The following is a 16,758-nucleotide window of genomic DNA, read 5'->3' on the forward strand; positions in this document are numbered from 1 at the left end:
CTTTTTATAAATATAGTCTGCTGCTCGCAAACAATTTTATCATTTTTGGGGCAGTGAAAAAGATTATTTTTTCGTTTTAATCTTTCCAGTCCATTTTTTAAATCCGCCCTTCAGCTGATAAATTTCCTTAAATCCTTTTTTATGCAGCAGCTGCGCAGCTCTGGCGGAACGGCTGCTATTTTGACAATACAGGTATACAGGCTTGTCCTTGCGCATTTCAACAAGTCTCTGTTTCATCTGTGTTACTGGAATATTACGAGCTCCCAGGATATGGCCTCTTTCGAACTCCTGCGGCTCACGAACATCAATTAACTGTGCTTTGCGATAACCTTCCCGAAATTGGTCTTCTGTCAGTACGTTTAGATAAGTGCGTTGTCTATAAAAGCGAAAAATAGAAACCGCAAGCAGAACAACTAAAGCAATAAGTAAAAATGTCATTTTGTTTCCCCCGTCTATCTTTATATTCTACATATTCATTATATGGGCAGCCCTTTTATTTTTCAAAGTTTTTATTTGTGAAACATTCATTTATTATAAAAAAATAGTCATTTTTTATGTTACAACCTCAACTTTCGCACATTAAAAAGTAACTTCCTATCCATAGGAACAGCTAGGTTTATATGTTTATTCTTAGGTGCGAAAGTTGAGTTACAACTGTTAATTTCGATGAAGGAGAGGTTTTCCCATCCATTTTAAGGGAATAAAAAAATAACAGTCTTTTAATAAAGAGTCCTTGCAATTCTGATAATTAACTGTATATTGTGTCTGAATCATGAAATTAATACTATATATTGTGTTTTGGGCAGTGAGTGTGCTAAAATAATAATTAATCAATCGTAAGTTGACAAGGAGCGATAACATTGACTATTCATTTGGAATCATTAAGACAGATTAATATAGAGGCGCTTAATGAAGATATTAAAAAATTCGAAGCAGTACACCCAATTACAGAAGAAATGTACATTACCCATCAGGGAGTGTCCAGATTGGTAATGCTGGATCGATATGCTTTTAAAGATACGAAGAAGAAAACATTAAAAAAAGGTGATTTTGTCGTTTTGACGGTAAAAGCAGATCCTAAATTCCCTGCACGGGGTCTCGGGTTTATTATAGATATTAATTGGAAAGAAAACAAGGCGGAAGTAGCTGTCGAATCAGATTATATTGGCGTATTAGATAAGGAAGAAGAGAGAGAAAGCGGTATTATTACGCGTTCTCTTGATGTTATCGAAAAACCTTTGGAAATTTATTATGAACAAATTGCCAAAAGAAATGCGACTGGACTTTCAGCGGTCGAGGAAACAGACGAAAGAAAGGCTGCATCCTATGAAGCATTCTACAAGCAATTAGCTTCCCTGAACTTTATTCCTGCAGGCCGTGTGTTATATGGAGCGGGTGCCGAGACGGATGTAACATACTTTAATTGCTATGTTATGCCTTTTGTAAAGGATTCCCGTGAAGGAATTTCGGATCATCGGAAACAGGTAATGGAGATTATGTCACGTGGCGGCGGTGTCGGTACAAATGGCTCCACATTAAGACCGCGGAACACATTGGCAAGAGGAGTTAATGGAAAATCTTCAGGCAGTGTTTCCTGGCTGGACGATATAGCTAAATTGACAAATCTGGTGGAACAAGGCGGCTCCAGACGTGGTGCGCAAATGATTATGCTCGTTGATTCCCATCCGGATATTATTGAATTTATTATTTCTAAAATGCAAAATCCGCGTATTTTACGTTATTTAATAGAAAATACAGATGATGAACAGATTAAGCAGCTGGCAAGAGAAAAATTAAAATTTACCCCGCTGACTGAAACCGAATTTGATTTATATCAAGGGATTGTCAACTATAAAGCAATACCCGGACAGGGAGGATTTACGGATGCAGCAATGAAAAAAGCCAATGACCAGCTGCGTGATGGGGGAACTTATTCTGTCCATAATCCTGACTTCCTGACAGGTGCGAATATTTCTGTTTGTATTACCAAAGAATTTATGGAGGCAGTGGAAGAGGACAGCTATTATACGCTGCGTTTCCCAGATGTAGAGAACTACACAGCAGAAGAAATGAAAGCTTACAATGAACAGTGGCACGAGGTTGGAGATGTCCGTAAATGGGAAGAAATGGGCTACGGCGTTCGAGTGTACCGCAAAGTGAAAGCAAAAGAACTGTGGAACCTGATTAATATTTGTGCAACGTACTCAGCAGAGCCGGGTATTTTCTTTATTGATAATGCGAATGATATGACAAATGCCAAAGCGTACGGCCAGCAGGTTGTCGCAACCAATCCTTGCGGTGAACAGCCGCTTGCACCATTCTCTGTCTGTAATTTAGCTGCTGTCAACTTAGCGGAAATGGCAGATAAGAGAACAAAAACGGTGAATGTAGAAAAATTAAAGGATACGGTTGAGACTGGGGTTCGAATGCAGGACAATGTAATTGATGCAACACCATATTTTCTGGCCGAAAATAAAAAACAGGCATTAGGGGAGAGGCGTGTTGGTTTAGGGGTTATGGGACTGCATGACCTATTAATTTATTGTGAGACTGCCTATGGTTCAGAAGAAGGAAATAAGCTTGCTGACCAAGTATTTGAAATTATTGCAACAACAGCTTACCGGACTTCCATAGAACTGGCAAAAGAAAAAGGAAGCTTCCCGTTTTTAGTTGGAGAAACAGAGGAAGAAACAAGAGCATTACGTGAACGTTTTATCCAAACAGGTTATATGCAAAAAATGCCGGAAGATATTCAGGAGGGCATACTGGCACACGGTATCCGTAACTCGCATCTGTTGACTGTAGCTCCAACTGGAAGTACAGGTACAATGGTCGGAGTAAGTACGGGCCTGGAGCCGTACTTCTCCTTCTCTTACTTTAGAAGCGGCAGATTAGGGAAGTTTATTGAAGTAAAAGCGGATATTGTAGAGGAATATTTACAAGACCATCCCGAAGCAGCGGACAAGCCTTTACCAGATTGGTTTGTAACTGCAATGGACCTGAGTCCTGAAGCACATGCTGATGCACAATGTGTGATACAGCGCTGGGTGGACAGCTCTATATCCAAAACGGTAAATGCGCCGAAAGGATATACCGTTGATCAGGTAGAGAGCGTTTATCGACGTCTTTATAATGGCGGTGCCAAAGGCGGTACAGTCTATGTTGACGGAAGCAGAGATTCTCAAGTATTGACGTTAAAAGCAGAGGATAATCAAGTAGGGGAGCAAACAGAATTATTCCCGGATGAAGAAAAGGATAAGAAAATCGTTCTTATGGATACCATTCAGGAATTAGATAAAACAAATGTAACTATTGGTTCCGAAGTTGGCGATACCTGCCCGGTCTGCCGGGAGGGAAGCGTCGAGGACATCGGCGGCTGTAATACCTGTACCAGCTGCGGCGCACAATTGAAATGTGGATTGTAAAATAAGAAGGAGAGCAGTTCAGAGATTGAACTGCTCTCCTTTTGATATATGTGTTAATATTGGCCGAGCAATCCCTTTTTCATAGCCATGCGTTCACAGTAATTAAAAAATAGCAGACCGGCGATAAAATAAACAAAAGCATTTATAAATAAAATAGTTAATGGAAGCCAGCCGATATCTATTAATGTCTGTCCGCCAATCATAATATCTCTGACTAAATCAACACCAATAACAAATGGCAGGAAATACATAAATGGAGATGCAGCAAGCGGAATAAAAGTCAGCCCTGCCAACAGAAATTGCAGAATCTGCAGGAATGCCTGGATCTGTTTATAAACAATTGCCAGTCCGCCGACCATTAATCCGACACCATACATCCCGAAAACAGTTAAAACAAAGATAGGAAAAATAGATAAAATATCAATATTAAGCCATTGGCCCGCAGTCAGCATCGTAATAATTAACAAAACAAATATGATGATTCCGTAAATAATGGTACTGGCAATCAATCTTGTGCTTAAAATACGCCAGATACCCATCGGTGACATAGATAATTGTTCAAGCGTTCCGCGTATAGCTTCATTGACAATTTCAAAACCGAACATTTGAATGACACTAAGCGCCAAAAACCAGAAAATATAATTAACAATAACAAATTGAATATTAACATCCTGTGTCGACGGGTCTCCAAAAAAGTGAATGACCCCGAATAATCCTAAAAAGATAAAGTAAAACGTTAAGACAAGAGCGATGGTATTTGGCAGATAACGTTTCATCTCCAGGTATTCCTTCCACAGGTTAGCAAGAAATAAATTAATCCATTGCATATTGGTGGTCTCCTTGTATAATTTTTAGAAATACTTCATCAAATCGAATCGCTTTCCTGTCAATCGAATCAATAGGAGTGCGATTTAATTGCAATACCTGAAAAATCTGATAAATGTCCTCGCTTTTTTCCAGCTGTACAGTAAGGTAGCTGTATGCTTGATCCTCCACATACTCATTTGTCGGAAAGCGTGTTGAAATTGCCTTTTGCTGGTCAAGAGAGAGTGGTTCTGTTAAGGTCAGACGGTAGGAGCGGACTTCAAATAATTTTATCAGCTCATCGACCCGCTGATCGATAACAACTGTTCCCTGATTAATAATTACGGTACGATCACAAATATCCTGGATAACATCCATATCATGAGAGCTGATGATAATTGTACGCTGATAATTACTAACAATCGATTTCAGGATCTCTCTGACCTCGAGCCCTGTTTGCACATCCAGACACAGAGTCGGTTCGTCTAAAAGCATTACTTCCGTATTAGCAAGCATCGCTACAGCAATGGCTAATTTTTGCTGCATACCACGTGAAAGCCTGTTTACCAGTTCATTTTCTTTGTCCTTTAACCGGAACATTTGAAGTAATTTATCAATCTCCTCTTTAACTTCCTTTCTTGATCTGCCTCTGTTTCCGGCAAAATACTCCAGATTTTCTCTGACCGTAAGCCGCCAGTATAAATTACGATTTCCTTCCAGAACGGCACTGATATACTGTAAAGATTCTAAGCGGCTATCCGTATTCGGTATCCCTTTGATTTTTATTTCACTGCTGTCCGGGTACAGCAAACCGCAGATTAATTTAATAGTGGTCGTCTTGCCCGCTCCATTCGGTCCTAATAATCCAAGTATCTCTCCTTTATAAACATTAAAATCAACATCATTTACAGCTTGAATAACTTCTCTTGATTTTCTTTTACGGTAGGTTTTAGTTAAATTACTAATCTCAATAATTTTCTCCACTGTATTCCTCCTCCTTATGACATAATCTTAGCAATTGTCAAAAATACCAACAACAATCTGACGAAGGAAATCTGCTCCGCCTTAAGATGTAGATAGTGTTTCGATATTATATTCCAAACTGTATAATAGAAAAGAGAAGGGACGCATACTAAGAAAAGGATAATAACTTGAGTTTTATGGGAAAATCAGCTATGATTAAGTTAGAAAAAAAGTTTCCTTTGATAAAAAAAATTAACTTTCTTATTAAAGGTGCTATAATTATTTGCATAAATGCTGCAGTTTTAACAGGCCGTCAAACGCAGTCCTGTACCCGTGTCTCAACGAAGATATTCACTTAAGAACTTGCATTGCATAGTATATAGGATTCTAAGAAAGCAGAATATGCTTTGAAGACTTCCTTATAAAGAAAGGAGCTTTTTATGCCTACACCAAGTATGGAAGACTATATTGAAATTATTTATAATTTAATTGAAGCAAAAGGATATGCCAGAGTTTCATCTATTGCAGAAGCATTGGATGTGCACCCTTCCTCTGTTACAAAAATGGTACAAAAATTGGACAAGGACAAATACTTAGACTATGAAAAGTACCGGGGATTTGTGTTAACGGCAAAGGGAAAGAAAATCGGGGAACGGCTTGTTTTCAGGCATGAACTGTTAGAAGAGTTTCTGGAATTAATCGGAGTGGATGAAGAGCGGATATATAATGATGTTGAGGGGATTGAACATCATCTAAGCTGGAACTCCATTGACAGGATAGCAGACGTTGTCGCTTATTTTAAAGAAGATGAGAAGCGGCGCAATGATCTGCAGAAAATAAGTGAAACGAATAAAGCATAGCCAGTTGTTCTTAGGAGTAACTGGTTTTTTTGTGCTTGAAAACTGCTAATGATCTCCATCTCTGAAGTGCAAAAAAGCATAATAAACAAGCCAGTAAACGTATAAATCAATAAGCACTATAAGGGATGGAGCGATATCATGAAAATTGATGCTGTATTTTCTGGCGGGGGAGTGAAAGGGTTTGCATATGTTGGTGTGTTAGAATCCTGGGAAGAGAAAAATCTGCAGGTAGAACGAGCTGCCGGGACTTCTGCAGGCGCGATTATAGCAGGATTTCTGGCTGCAGGGTATCACTATAAGGATATTAAAGAATTAATGAACACATTAGATGTTGAGAAATTAGCTGATCCACCATGGTTATCAAGGGTACTGCCGGTGACAAAGTGGTTATTTCTCTATTATCAATTAGGATTATACAAAGGAGAGAAACTGGAAGCGTGGCTGAGAGAAGCATTAGCCAGGCAGAATGTATATCAATTCGGTGATTTAAAACCAGGTGTGCTAAAAGTGGTTGTCAGTGATTTATCTCTGGGGAAATTGGTAGTTATCCCGGATGATTTAGAAAGAGTTTACGGGCTGCAGGCAGATACTTTTTCGGTTGCGGCTGCTATCCGCATGAGTGCAGGATTTCCTTATTTTTTTATGCCAAAAAAAATCCAAGGTAAAAATAATGAAATAAGCGTTATCGTAGATGGTGGTTTACTAAGCAATTTTCCATTATGGATTTTTTCTGAAGATGAGAAAAAGAAAGCCCGTCCGGTAATCGGCGTGAAATTAACAGAACCATCAACATCCATGGAACCACGGAAAATTCGAAATGCCCTTAATATGTTTCCACGTCTTTTTGCAACAATGAAGCAGGCGCATGATAACCGTTATATATCGAAATCACAGGCAAATCATATTATTTTTGTGCCTACTCCTGAAGTAAGCTCCATGAATTTTGATATTACAGAGGAAAGCAGAGAAAAACTGCGGCAAATAGGGAAAGAATCCAGTGAAAACTTTTTACGCACCTGGAGCGGTTAAGTTTTTTCGGAGAGTGGGAGAATTAAATGAACAGTTTGCAGATAAAAACGCATTCAAATTCGAATGCGTTTTGCTGGTAAGGATACCTGAAGTGTTTCATACTTACGTAGGCGGAAATACAGATACACATAAAGGAGCTTAACCTCTAAGCTCCTTTAAAGTTTGTAATTTATAAGTCTGTTTAAGAAGAAACACGGTTCTTTTTCTTCGATTTATTTCCTTCAATAACCCGCAAATGACTGGCTCTCTTAGGACTTCTTTTCTTTTGGCCCGGCTTTTGACTGTTGGCAGTTGTCACGGATTTTTGATGACCATACTTTGATTTGGATTGTTTTACAGCCTGTTTGTATTTTTTCATATTATTCTGCTGCCGTCCGGAAGGCTGCTGCCTGCGTATGAGAAAGAAATAAACCAATCCAAAAATAGCTGCCCCTATTCCAATCGAAATCAATAGCCTTGATAAAAATGCAGCTGTATTTCCAAATAACTGTGAAATTAAACCAAATGCCGCAAAAGCAATTATCAAGTAGACAAAAATAGATACTACTTTATTTCTCAATTGAAATCCTCCTTTCTCACACATTGTATTCTACTTATATTTTACCATATCTTACTAGAGTATGCCTGTTAAGGACCTTCTACAAAATTCGCCGATGTCCTTAGAGCAATATAGAAATTACTACAACACGCGAAAATTTACTTACCTGTTAATTATTTATTCCCTTTTTCATAAAAAATATTCCCGCAGTTTTTTTGAAAGGATTATTCAATCATACTCATTTTATTATTTGGTCATACTAGATAATGGAGGTGTTTGATAATGAGACGTATGTCAAAGAAACAGGAAATAAAGGACAATGAGGAATCTGTATTAAAAAAATCGATGTACACAGGCTTTATAGGAGGAGTCCTTTTTAGTTTACTTGGAAGTGCCATGTATTATTTCAATTTTCTGGAGGTTACTCCGAAATTCTATCTGCTGACCTCATGGGTGTCGGCAGCATGGACAGATACATGGCTTGGTATCTTATTTACAACGATTCTGGCAGGGGTTGTCTCCTTACTTACTGCTTACCTTTATTATCTGATTCTCAAAAAAATAAAATATATGTGGGCGGGAATGATTTACGGCTTTATTTTATGGGTGGTTCTGTTCATTTTATTTCATCCGATATTTAGCGGTATTCCTGCTGTAATGGAGTGGTCAATGAATACATGGATCACAACAATTTGTTTATTTATTTTGTATGGAACATTTATCGGTTATTCCATTTCTTATGACTATATGGATTCTAAGCAGACAAAAGATATCATTGAAAAAAGCTAGAATTTTCCTATCAGAGGTTATTCAAAGTAGTATATATATGATAAAATTACTTATGAAACTTGAGATTTTGGAGAGGATGAAGTTTTTTGACAAAAATTGATCGCTTACGTGAAAAATTAGAAGAGAATAAAGTAGACGCAATAATCATTGACAGTCCTTATAACAGACGCTATATTACTAATTTTACCGGCACAGCAGGGACGGCATTAGTTACAGGGGATAAAGCTATATTTATTACGGATTTTCGTTACACAGAACAAGCTGCTGAACAGGCGGAAGCATTTGAAATTGTGGAACATAAACAAGGTATGGTTCAAGAAATTTCCGATCAAATGGACAAGCTGGGTGTAAAGAAACTGGCCTTTGAGAAAAATTATACGACTTATAGCCAATTTGAAACGTATCAAAGTCAATTTTCTCAAGAATTAGTTCCGGTTGAAGGAATTATTGAAGCATTACGCATGATTAAAACAGCTGATGAATTAGCGATTATGAAAAAAGCTGCAAAAATTGCAGATGACGCATTTGCACATATTCAATCGTTTATCCAGCCTGGTGTGCCGGAAATTGATATATCGAATGAACTGGAATTTTTTATGCGCAGACAGGGAGCGACCTCCTCAAGCTTTGATACAATTGTTGCGTCAGGCTTGCGTTCAGCTCTGCCTCACGGTGTGGCATCAACAAAAAAAATCCAGGAAGGCGAGCTTGTGACGCTGGATTATGGTGCATTATATGATGGATATTGCTCTGATATTACAAGAACGGTAGCTGTTGGAGAAATTTCTGTAGAGTTACGCGAAATTTATGATATAGTATTAGAGGCGAACCTTCGTGGAGTAAAAGGAACTAAACCAGGTATGACTGGGAAAGAGGCAGATGCTTTAACCCGGGATTATATTACGGAAAAAGGATTTGGCGAACGTTTCGGTCATTCAACAGGTCACGCTTTAGGAATGGAAGTACATGAGGGCCCTGGATTATCAACCCGGTCTGAAGCGGTTTTAAAAACAGGGATGGTAGTTACGGTAGAACCGGGAATTTACGTTCCAGGATTAGGCGGCTGTCGTATCGAGGATGATATCGTTATTACTGATAGCGGTAATGAGCGGCTGACATTTGCTCCAAAAGAATTTATACAGCTATAAGGTATAGGAGGAAAAAATATGATTTCAGTAAATGATTTTAAAACAGGTTTAACCATTGAAGTAGACAATGATATTTGGCAGGTTCTTGAATTCCAGCATGTGAAACCTGGTAAGGGTGCTGCTTTTGTCCGTTCTAAGCTTCGTAATCTGCGTAGCGGAAATATTCAGGAAAAAACATTCCGCGGTGGTGAAAAAGTAGAAAAAGCACATATTGAGAATAATAAAATGCAGTATTTATATGCTTCCGGTGATTCTCATGCGTTTATGGATACAGCTACTTATGAACAAATTGAAATTCCTGAGAGCCAAATTAAAGATCAATTGAAATTTATTAAAGAAAATATGGAAGTCTCCGTTGTTACCTATCAGGGTGAAATTATCGGCGTCGATCTGCCAAACAACGTTGAACTTCAAGTAACAGAAACAGAACCTGGAATTAAAGGTGATACAGCAAGCGGCGGTTCAAAACCGGCTACATTAGAAACGGGACATACTGTACAAGTTCCTTTCTTTATTAATGAAGGTGATGTTCTCGTTATTAACACAGCTGATGGAAAATATGTTTCCAGAGCATAATTTAATAGAACAAGCAGTTTGCTTAAAGCAGGCTGCTTTTTTTTGCGGAAAAATAGAAACAGCAGTTGTAACCTCCGAATTATTATCCTTCAGCATTTCTCCGTAATTGTGGTATTTACAAAGAATATCATTTGCTTCCATTCCCGGGGGCATATTTTCATTTTAAAATCATATATCTGTAAGTAAAACAAGCTGATTATGTATTTTCAAAAAGCGGGGTTTTATGATGTATGAAATTTTACGGCTTTTTCCACCAAATATTCAAGCAGCAATAGAAGACTTGGCAGGTAATCAATGGCAGCAGCTTCAAGAAATCCGGGTACGCATCCATCAAAAAATAGAGTTTATTTTCGATTCGTCTATTCGCTGGCTGGACAAGCCATTACCGACCAAGAAAGAGGCTGTATATATTTTAAATCAGCTGAGTGAATATTCATTATATCGAATGGAAGAGGAGCTGCGTAATGGGTTTATTACGATAGAGGGCGGGCATCGTGTCGGTATTGCAGGAGGAATTATAACTGCAGATCAAAAAGTAAAAGCAATTCAGCCTGTCTCTTTTTTTAATATTCGTATTGCCAAGCAAAAAAAAGGATGTGCAGATGCTTTGATGCCTTACATCTATGACGGTGCATACCATCATACAATGATTCTTGGTGCACCACAATCTGGAAAAACGACGATAATACGCGATATCTGCAGACAGATAGCCAGTGGCTCTCCTTCGAACCGCTCAAAAAAAGTAACGATTATTGATGAGCGTTCGGAAATAGCTGCATCCATCCGTGGTGTTCCACAACACGATATCGGAATGCGGACAGACGTTTTAGATGCTTGTCCGAAAGCAGAAGGAATGATGATGGCTATTCGCACTTTGTCTCCCGATATCCTGGTAGTTGATGAAATAGGCGCAGAAAAGGATGTTGAAGCGATTATAGAAGCATCACAGGCAGGGGTGAAGGTTATTTGCACGATACATGCGAATGATATAGCTGATTTATTCCGCCGTCCAACCATGAAAAAAATACTGCAGGAATCTATTTTTGAGCGATTTTTACTTCTGGGGCAAGGAAAAAAGATTGGCAGACTTATTCATGCTTTTGACAGGGATGGTAAGCAAATCAGCACCAGACAAAGAGGTGGTGGCATTGAAATGGATTGGCGTACTGCTTTTAATTAGTATGTCTACAGCTCTTGGATGGGAATGGGGAAGAGCGTTAAAACAACGTCCAAAGCATATTCAATTATTTTTACAGTCGCTTCAGATCTTGGAGGCGGAAATGGTATACAGCCAGGTTCCATTACAGGAAGCATTTCAAATTATTGCGAAGAAATTACCAAACCCAATAGCTCCATTTTATCAAGAGCTGGCGGATGCGTTAGAAAATAAAGAAAAGGATTTTGATGAGATATGGGAAGAATGTGTCCAAAAATTAATCGGCCAATCCTCGCTGCAAAAAAGCGAGCTGGAGATATTGATTCAGTTTGGCAGAACACTTGGCCAGCATGATATTGAGCAGCAGCAAAAGCATTTAAAATTAACGAATCTCTATTTGGAAGAGCAATGGAAAAATGCCACAGAACGTTTTAATACTTACGGGAGGCTTTCCAATGTATTAGGCCTTTTATGCGGTATCTTTCTGGCACTTTTGTTTATCTGAAAAGATGTTAGGAAAAAACAAGAAAATCACTTGGACTTTAAAATACTGGTGTTCTTGCCAAGGAGATGTCCGCTGTGGGAAGTCGCTTTCCGCGGGCAACGCCTCAGCCTCCTCGGAAGAAGACCGTTTCCTGCGGGGTCCTCACCTGTTGCTTTTCCCGCAGGAGTCGACTTTCCTCCGCTCCCATCTAAGAAGAAATATGTTTTATTTGCTTTCTTCTTACAAAGAATTTAAACAAATTCTAGCGTCTCTTTTTGATGGGGCGAGTAATCGCAAAAGCTCTTCGGTGGGACGAGTAATCGCAGTCCCAGTTCCAGTGGAAAGACCCCTTAGGAAAAAAGTGTACTTCTTTTTTTCGAGGAAATGAGCTTGGGGCTTACGGAAAGCTAGTGTATTTCTAGGGCCTAAGATTACTCACCCCATGAAATCCGTTGGAGCGGCTATTCTTCAGCATTTTTATATACTTTCTTATTCTTTCAAAAAGTTCTATTTACCGGACTTTTTGAACACGCACTTTAAAGAAAATTTGTGGCATGAAGGAAGGGGCAAGGACATGTTTGTGGATGCATTAATTCTATTTCAGATTGCCGGTATAGGCATTATTGTTGCGCTTATCCATACGATTTTAAAACAAATGGGGAAAGAAGAAATTGCACAATTTGCCACATTAATTGGTTTTATACTCGTTCTGCTCATTGTGGTCAATGGGCTGTCAGACTTATTTCAGCAGATCAGGTCAGTATTTCTATTTTAAGGAGATTGGACATGGATATTCTCCAAATTACGATTCTGGGCGTTTTAGCAAGTTTATTATATATCCTTCTGAAAGAAGTACATGGTCCCATTGCTTTTTTAATTATTCTTATCACAGGTATCGTTATTTTTTTCTCCATTATCCAGCAAATTCAGTTAATATTTGAAACAATCCGGAAGCTGGGAGATCAGGCAAACATTGAAGGACTTTACCTGACAACGATTTTAAAAATTATCGGTATTTCCTATATAGCAGAAATTGGGGCACATTTGACAAAGGATGCCGGTCTTAATTCTGTATCAAAATATATTGAATTAGCAGGAAAAATATTTATTTTATTACTTGCCGTTCCGATTATAACTGCCGTCATTGAAGCGATTATCGGTTTTATCCCTAATGTTTGACCGGCGAAAGAAAATGAAGCCAGGAAAGGGAGTATCCAGATTGTGTATAAGACCTGCCACATTACTCCGGACGATATGTATGCTATTGATTACTTTTATAGTTATCCAATGCATTCCAATTGTTGCTGCAGCAGAGGATAATCCGGTTGAAGATCCCATTACCGAAGAGGAGGAGGAAACGCTTCAAAATACATTATTAGATGAGATTTCATTAGATGAAATTCAATCCTATTGGGACGAGCTGATAACAGAATATGGTGATAACTTGCCTGATTTACAAAAAATCAGCATTTATGAATGGATAAAAAATGGGGATAGCATATCGATACAGGATATCCTGCTATATTTTCTGCGTTATCTGCTGCACGAACTGATTGTTAACGGTAAACTCCTGGGTACGCTTTTAATGCTGACATTATTTGCGGTTGTTCTGCAGTCTATTCAGTCAGCATTTGAACAGACAACGGTCAGCAAGGTTGCTTATTTTGTTGTATTTTTAGTTTTATTATTTATTGTTCTGAACAGCTTTTATCTGGCGACCTCCTATACGAAAGAAGCCATTGATACCATGCAAAGCTTTATGATTGCGCTCCTCCCTCTGGTGCTGGGGATGATGGCAAGCTTTGGCAGCGTGATTTCTGTCTCTTTTTTTCATCCGGTGATTATTTTTTTTATTCACTTTAGCGGTGTATTTATCTCAACCTTTGTTTTACCACTGTTATTTCTCTCAGCAATGCTTGTTATTATCAGCAGTTTGAATAGCAACTTTAAAGTTACTCATTTGGCAAACCTTTTTAGAAATGTTGCTGTTGGCAGTCTGGGAATTTTTTTAACCATCTTCCTGGGAGTTATATCTGTTCAGGGTACTGCAACAGCAATTCAGGACGGGGTAGCAATAAAGACGGCCAAATTTGTTACAGGAAATTTTATACCGGTATTAGGACGAACCTTTACAGATGCTGCTGATACGATTCTCAGTGCATCGCTTATATTAAAAAATGCTGTCGGCATGATCGGCCTTTTTATTATTTTATTTATTGTGGCTTTTCCAGCTTTGAAAGTGGGTGTGATCGCAATTATTTATAAATTGGCAGCTGCCATATTGCAGCCGATCGGCGGCGGCCCCATTGTCCAATGTCTGAATACAGTAAGCACCTATATTTTATTTATCTTAGCCTGTTTATTGGCTGTGTCACTTATGTTCCTGCTTGGTATTGTCGTTATTGTTGCAGCAAGTAACTTAACTGTTCTACTACGATAGAGGTGATGAGAATCGAAATATTTACAGATTGGGTCACACAAATTATTTTATTTATTATTCTGGCCTCCGTGATTGATTTGCTTATACCGGCTAATCATTTACAAAAATATGTCCGGCTGGCTATTAGTTTAATATTAATTTTGATTCTGCTTCAGCCTGTTTTTTATTTGTTTAATACGGACATAAATGCAGCTATATCAAGCTCTATGAACCGGATTGAGAGTCAGTTTAATAATCAGCCATCGATAGAAAATCAAATAGATTTTGAAAAAAATGAAATAGAAAATGGACAAGATGCATATATTTTAAAACAAATGGCTATTGAATTGGAAAAAATAGCGGAGGAATCGTTAAAAGAGGAATTTGCCGTAGAGATTGTATCTATTGATTTCCAATTTTCTGTAATGGATTCCTTAACTTATGAGGATCTGACAGAGGTCATTGTCTATATAACAGAATCAGAACCAGGGGAAGGAGCGATGAATACGGTTGAGGATGTTGTTATTGAATGGGACCACAAGGAGGAAGAGCATGCAGAAGAATCGTTTCAGGAGATCGAGAACAGCTTAAGAGAGCTTTGGGAAATTGAAGATAAAGAAATAACGGTCTATTGGGAAGGAGAGGGATTTTGAAAAATAAACTAACTTCTTTTTTAAAACAGGCCAACAGTAATGAGGAGGCTTCCGGCAAAGAACAAAAACAGCCATCTAAAAAAATCGGGTTTATTGTTATTTTAGGCTTAGTGGGAATTCTGATTATGGTAATCAGTAACCTGTTCAAGCCGGAACAAGAGACGCAGCCGGTTCCTTACGACGATACGCAGATAGAGATTTCTGAAGAAGCGGCAACCCAGTCAATGAATGGTGAAGTAAAAGAATTGGAAAATGAGTTGGGTGAGCAGTTGGCTGGTATGCTGAATCAGATGGATGGTATTTCAGAAACAGAAGTAATGATAAATTTAGAGGCAACCAGTGAACAGGTTTATGAAAAAAATCGGACTACAGGTCAACAGACGACAGATGAAACGGATCGAAATGGCGGCTCCAGAGTAGTACAGGATCAGACAGATGATCATCAGGTTGTGCTCTACCGGCAGGGAGATCAGGAAACCCCTTTACTTGTACAAACAAAGCAGCCAGAAGTGCGGGGCGTATTTATTATTGGACAAGGGATGGAAAGTCAATCTATGAAAAGTCAAGTCATTGAAGCAGTGTCAAGAGTGTTAGATGTCCCTTCACATAAAATTTCAGTAATGGCTAAAAATTAAGGAGGTAGAATGTATGTTAAAAAAACAAACGGTATGGTTACTGACAATGTTAAGCTTGATGGTTGTTTTAAGTGTGTATTACATTTTTTCTTCAAATGGGAATGATTTAGCTTTTGTAAATGATGGACAAGAAACGGCCACGGAAGATGCAGTACCGGCAACACAATCGGAAGAGGATATCGATGTGGAGAATATAGAAAATGTAGATAGTGATGAATTATTTACAACCATCCGAATGGAAATCCAGGATGAGCGCAGCCGGAAAAAAAGCCAGTTAACTGATGTAGTGGCTTCAGCAAATGCTTCACCGACAGAAAAGGATGAAGCACTGCAGGAAATTGACAGCTTAGAGGAACTATCGAGTAAAGAAAGCATTATTCAGCAACAGCTCCTGGCTGCAACAGAATACGAAGATATTCTTGTCCGCTCCGATGGAGAGAAAGTACATGTACATGTGAAAGCAGAAGAATTATCTAATACAGAAGCAGCGAATATCATGCAGATGGTCCGCGATGAATTTGGAAAAGACATTGTAACAGAAGTTAATTTCCAGCCAACAGCCAAATAAAATCTGGAGCCGGCAGCCCCCTGAGCTGCTGGCTTTTCTTATTTTTAACTCAACTTTCGTACCTGAGAATAAGTATCTATACCTTCCTAGTCCAGGATGAACATGTTCTTTATTATCCTGCTTGCATTTTGTTAAATCATCCTTCTATTGAAATGGAGATTGTGTATAGCGCCTTCAACCAACCACTACGCTTTCCGACGTACAAATGTTTCCGATGGGGCGAGTAATCGCAGTCCCAGTCCCAGGACGTACTAGTGCAGACGTTGCAACAACTCTTTTCGATGGGGTGAGTAATCTCAGGCCCCAGGAGTCACGGGTTTAGCCTGCGCTCAGTTAGGTTTCTACAGCGCATGGCAGAAATGATATCCTGATGGAGTTGGATGAAATAATCGCTTTTTGCTTGGTAAAAAGATCATTTAAGTGTTTCAAATGGTTGATTTGGCAATTGAAGTGAAGGTACAGCCATGGATAGTAAATATCAGGAATAACTTTTATACACAGAAAATAATCGTGACAGGACATTTTATATGGACCATGAAAAATATGTTCTTTACCGGTCTAATTTCTATTTGCTCCGTTGTATTAAACAGTATAGAATCCCTTTCTAGCGGAGGCGGACCGTTTTGACTCCTGAGGGATTAAGCACCATCTGAAGATCCACTTTTGCCAAGTGCTCTTCTTGGCAAAAGTTAGCTGAAGAGCGTGCCCCTA

Annotated in this window: 19 protein-coding genes; 15 read left to right on the forward strand and 4 right to left on the reverse strand. The window is 38.7% G+C overall.

The annotated features are described in order from the left end of the window. Positions 1-63 precede the first annotated feature (63 nt). Positions 64-438 (reverse strand): rhodanese-like domain-containing protein, encoded by a 375-nt coding sequence (locus IEX29_RS14915; protein ID WP_188735152.1) that lies wholly within the window; start codon positions 436-438, stop codon positions 64-66. Positions 439-860: 422 nt separating this feature from the next. Here IEX29_RS14915 and IEX29_RS14920 point away from each other — a divergent pair, with 422 nt between their 5' ends. After that, positions 861-3,425, forward strand: coding sequence for a vitamin B12-dependent ribonucleotide reductase (locus IEX29_RS14920; RefSeq protein ID WP_188735153.1), 2,565 nt, complete (start codon positions 861-863; stop codon positions 3,423-3,425). 53 nt (positions 3,426-3,478) lie between these two features. On the opposite strand, the gene IEX29_RS14925 is transcribed toward IEX29_RS14920, so the two are convergent. Both IEX29_RS14925 and IEX29_RS14930 read right to left on the reverse strand, forming a co-directional pair. Continuing rightward, positions 3,479-4,252, reverse strand: a complete 774-nt coding sequence (locus IEX29_RS14925; protein ID WP_188735154.1) for an ABC transporter permease — start codon at positions 4,250-4,252, stop codon at positions 3,479-3,481. Beyond that, the gene (locus IEX29_RS14930; protein WP_188735155.1) at positions 4,239-5,213 is read right to left on the reverse strand and encodes an ABC transporter ATP-binding protein; all 975 of its coding nucleotides are present in this window, start codon (positions 5,211-5,213) and stop codon (positions 4,239-4,241) included. Before IEX29_RS14930 ends, IEX29_RS14925 begins: the two co-directional genes overlap by 14 nt. Before the next feature lie 419 nt (positions 5,214-5,632). On the opposite strand from IEX29_RS14930, the gene mntR reads away from it, so the two are divergent. Both mntR and IEX29_RS14940 read left to right on the forward strand, forming a co-directional pair. Next, positions 5,633-6,052, forward strand: a complete 420-nt coding sequence (mntR, locus tag IEX29_RS14935) for a transcriptional regulator MntR (protein ID WP_188735156.1) — start codon at positions 5,633-5,635, stop codon at positions 6,050-6,052. A gap of 138 nt (positions 6,053-6,190) precedes the next feature. Then, positions 6,191-7,081, forward strand: a complete 891-nt coding sequence (locus IEX29_RS14940) for a patatin-like phospholipase family protein (RefSeq protein ID WP_188735157.1) — start codon at positions 6,191-6,193, stop codon at positions 7,079-7,081. 181 nt (positions 7,082-7,262) lie between these two features. Here IEX29_RS14940 and IEX29_RS14945 read toward each other — a convergent pair whose 3' ends face one another. After that, positions 7,263-7,640, reverse strand: coding sequence for an SA1362 family protein (locus tag IEX29_RS14945; protein ID WP_077601340.1), 378 nt, complete (start codon positions 7,638-7,640; stop codon positions 7,263-7,265). 261 nt (positions 7,641-7,901) lie between these two features. Between IEX29_RS14945 and IEX29_RS14950 the strand changes: the two genes are divergently transcribed. From IEX29_RS14950 to IEX29_RS26765, 12 genes are all read left to right on the forward strand, one after another. Continuing rightward, positions 7,902-8,408 carry a YqhR family membrane protein gene (locus IEX29_RS14950; RefSeq protein ID WP_229720233.1) on the forward strand — a complete coding sequence of 169 codons (507 nt, stop codon included), beginning with the start codon at positions 7,902-7,904 and terminating at the stop codon, positions 8,406-8,408. Between the two features lie 86 nt (positions 8,409-8,494). After that, positions 8,495-9,556 carry a M24 family metallopeptidase gene (locus tag IEX29_RS14955; protein ID WP_188735158.1) on the forward strand — a complete coding sequence of 354 codons (1,062 nt, stop codon included), beginning with the start codon at positions 8,495-8,497 and terminating at the stop codon, positions 9,554-9,556. An 18-nt stretch (positions 9,557-9,574) separates the two neighbouring features. Next, positions 9,575-10,132 (forward strand): elongation factor P, encoded by a 558-nt coding sequence (gene efp / locus IEX29_RS14960; RefSeq protein WP_188735159.1) that lies wholly within the window; start codon positions 9,575-9,577, stop codon positions 10,130-10,132. A 223-nt stretch (positions 10,133-10,355) separates the two neighbouring features. Further along, positions 10,356-11,312 carry a stage III sporulation protein AA gene (spoIIIAA, locus tag IEX29_RS14965; RefSeq protein ID WP_229720234.1) on the forward strand — a complete coding sequence of 319 codons (957 nt, stop codon included), beginning with the start codon at positions 10,356-10,358 and terminating at the stop codon, positions 11,310-11,312. Continuing rightward, positions 11,275-11,793: a stage III sporulation protein SpoIIIAB gene (gene spoIIIAB / locus IEX29_RS14970; protein ID WP_229720240.1), complete on the forward strand. Its 519-nt coding sequence runs from the start codon at positions 11,275-11,277 to the stop codon at positions 11,791-11,793. The genes spoIIIAA and spoIIIAB overlap by 38 nt, the downstream gene beginning before the upstream one ends. A gap of 553 nt (positions 11,794-12,346) precedes the next feature. After that, on the forward strand, positions 12,347-12,547 hold the full coding sequence (gene spoIIIAC / locus IEX29_RS14975; RefSeq protein WP_042534715.1) for a stage III sporulation protein AC: 201 nt from the start codon (positions 12,347-12,349) through the stop codon (positions 12,545-12,547). 11 nt (positions 12,548-12,558) lie between these two features. Next, positions 12,559-12,951, forward strand: a complete 393-nt coding sequence (gene spoIIIAD / locus IEX29_RS14980) for a stage III sporulation protein AD (protein ID WP_188735161.1) — start codon at positions 12,559-12,561, stop codon at positions 12,949-12,951. 46 nt (positions 12,952-12,997) lie between these two features. Further along, positions 12,998-14,212: a stage III sporulation protein AE gene (gene spoIIIAE / locus IEX29_RS14985; RefSeq protein WP_373290682.1), complete on the forward strand. Its 1,215-nt coding sequence runs from the start codon at positions 12,998-13,000 to the stop codon at positions 14,210-14,212. A gap of 5 nt (positions 14,213-14,217) precedes the next feature. Next, on the forward strand, positions 14,218-14,844 hold the full coding sequence (gene spoIIIAF, locus IEX29_RS14990) for a stage III sporulation protein AF (RefSeq protein WP_229720241.1): 627 nt from the start codon (positions 14,218-14,220) through the stop codon (positions 14,842-14,844). After that, positions 14,841-15,479, forward strand: coding sequence for a stage III sporulation protein AG (gene spoIIIAG, locus IEX29_RS14995; protein ID WP_077601348.1), 639 nt, complete (start codon positions 14,841-14,843; stop codon positions 15,477-15,479). Before spoIIIAF ends, spoIIIAG begins: the two co-directional genes overlap by 4 nt. A gap of 13 nt (positions 15,480-15,492) precedes the next feature. Continuing rightward, positions 15,493-16,047 carry a SpoIIIAH-like family protein gene (locus IEX29_RS15000; RefSeq protein WP_188735162.1) on the forward strand — a complete coding sequence of 185 codons (555 nt, stop codon included), beginning with the start codon at positions 15,493-15,495 and terminating at the stop codon, positions 16,045-16,047. Positions 16,048-16,467: 420 nt separating this feature from the next. Next, the gene (locus IEX29_RS26765) at positions 16,468-16,674 is read left to right on the forward strand and encodes a hypothetical protein (protein WP_229720236.1); all 207 of its coding nucleotides are present in this window, start codon (positions 16,468-16,470) and stop codon (positions 16,672-16,674) included. Positions 16,675-16,758 lie beyond the last annotated feature (84 nt).

Source organism: Oceanobacillus neutriphilus (genome assembly GCF_014645515.1).
GTDB classification, from domain to species: Bacteria; Bacillota; Bacilli; order Bacillales; family Amphibacillaceae; genus Oceanobacillus; species Oceanobacillus neutriphilus.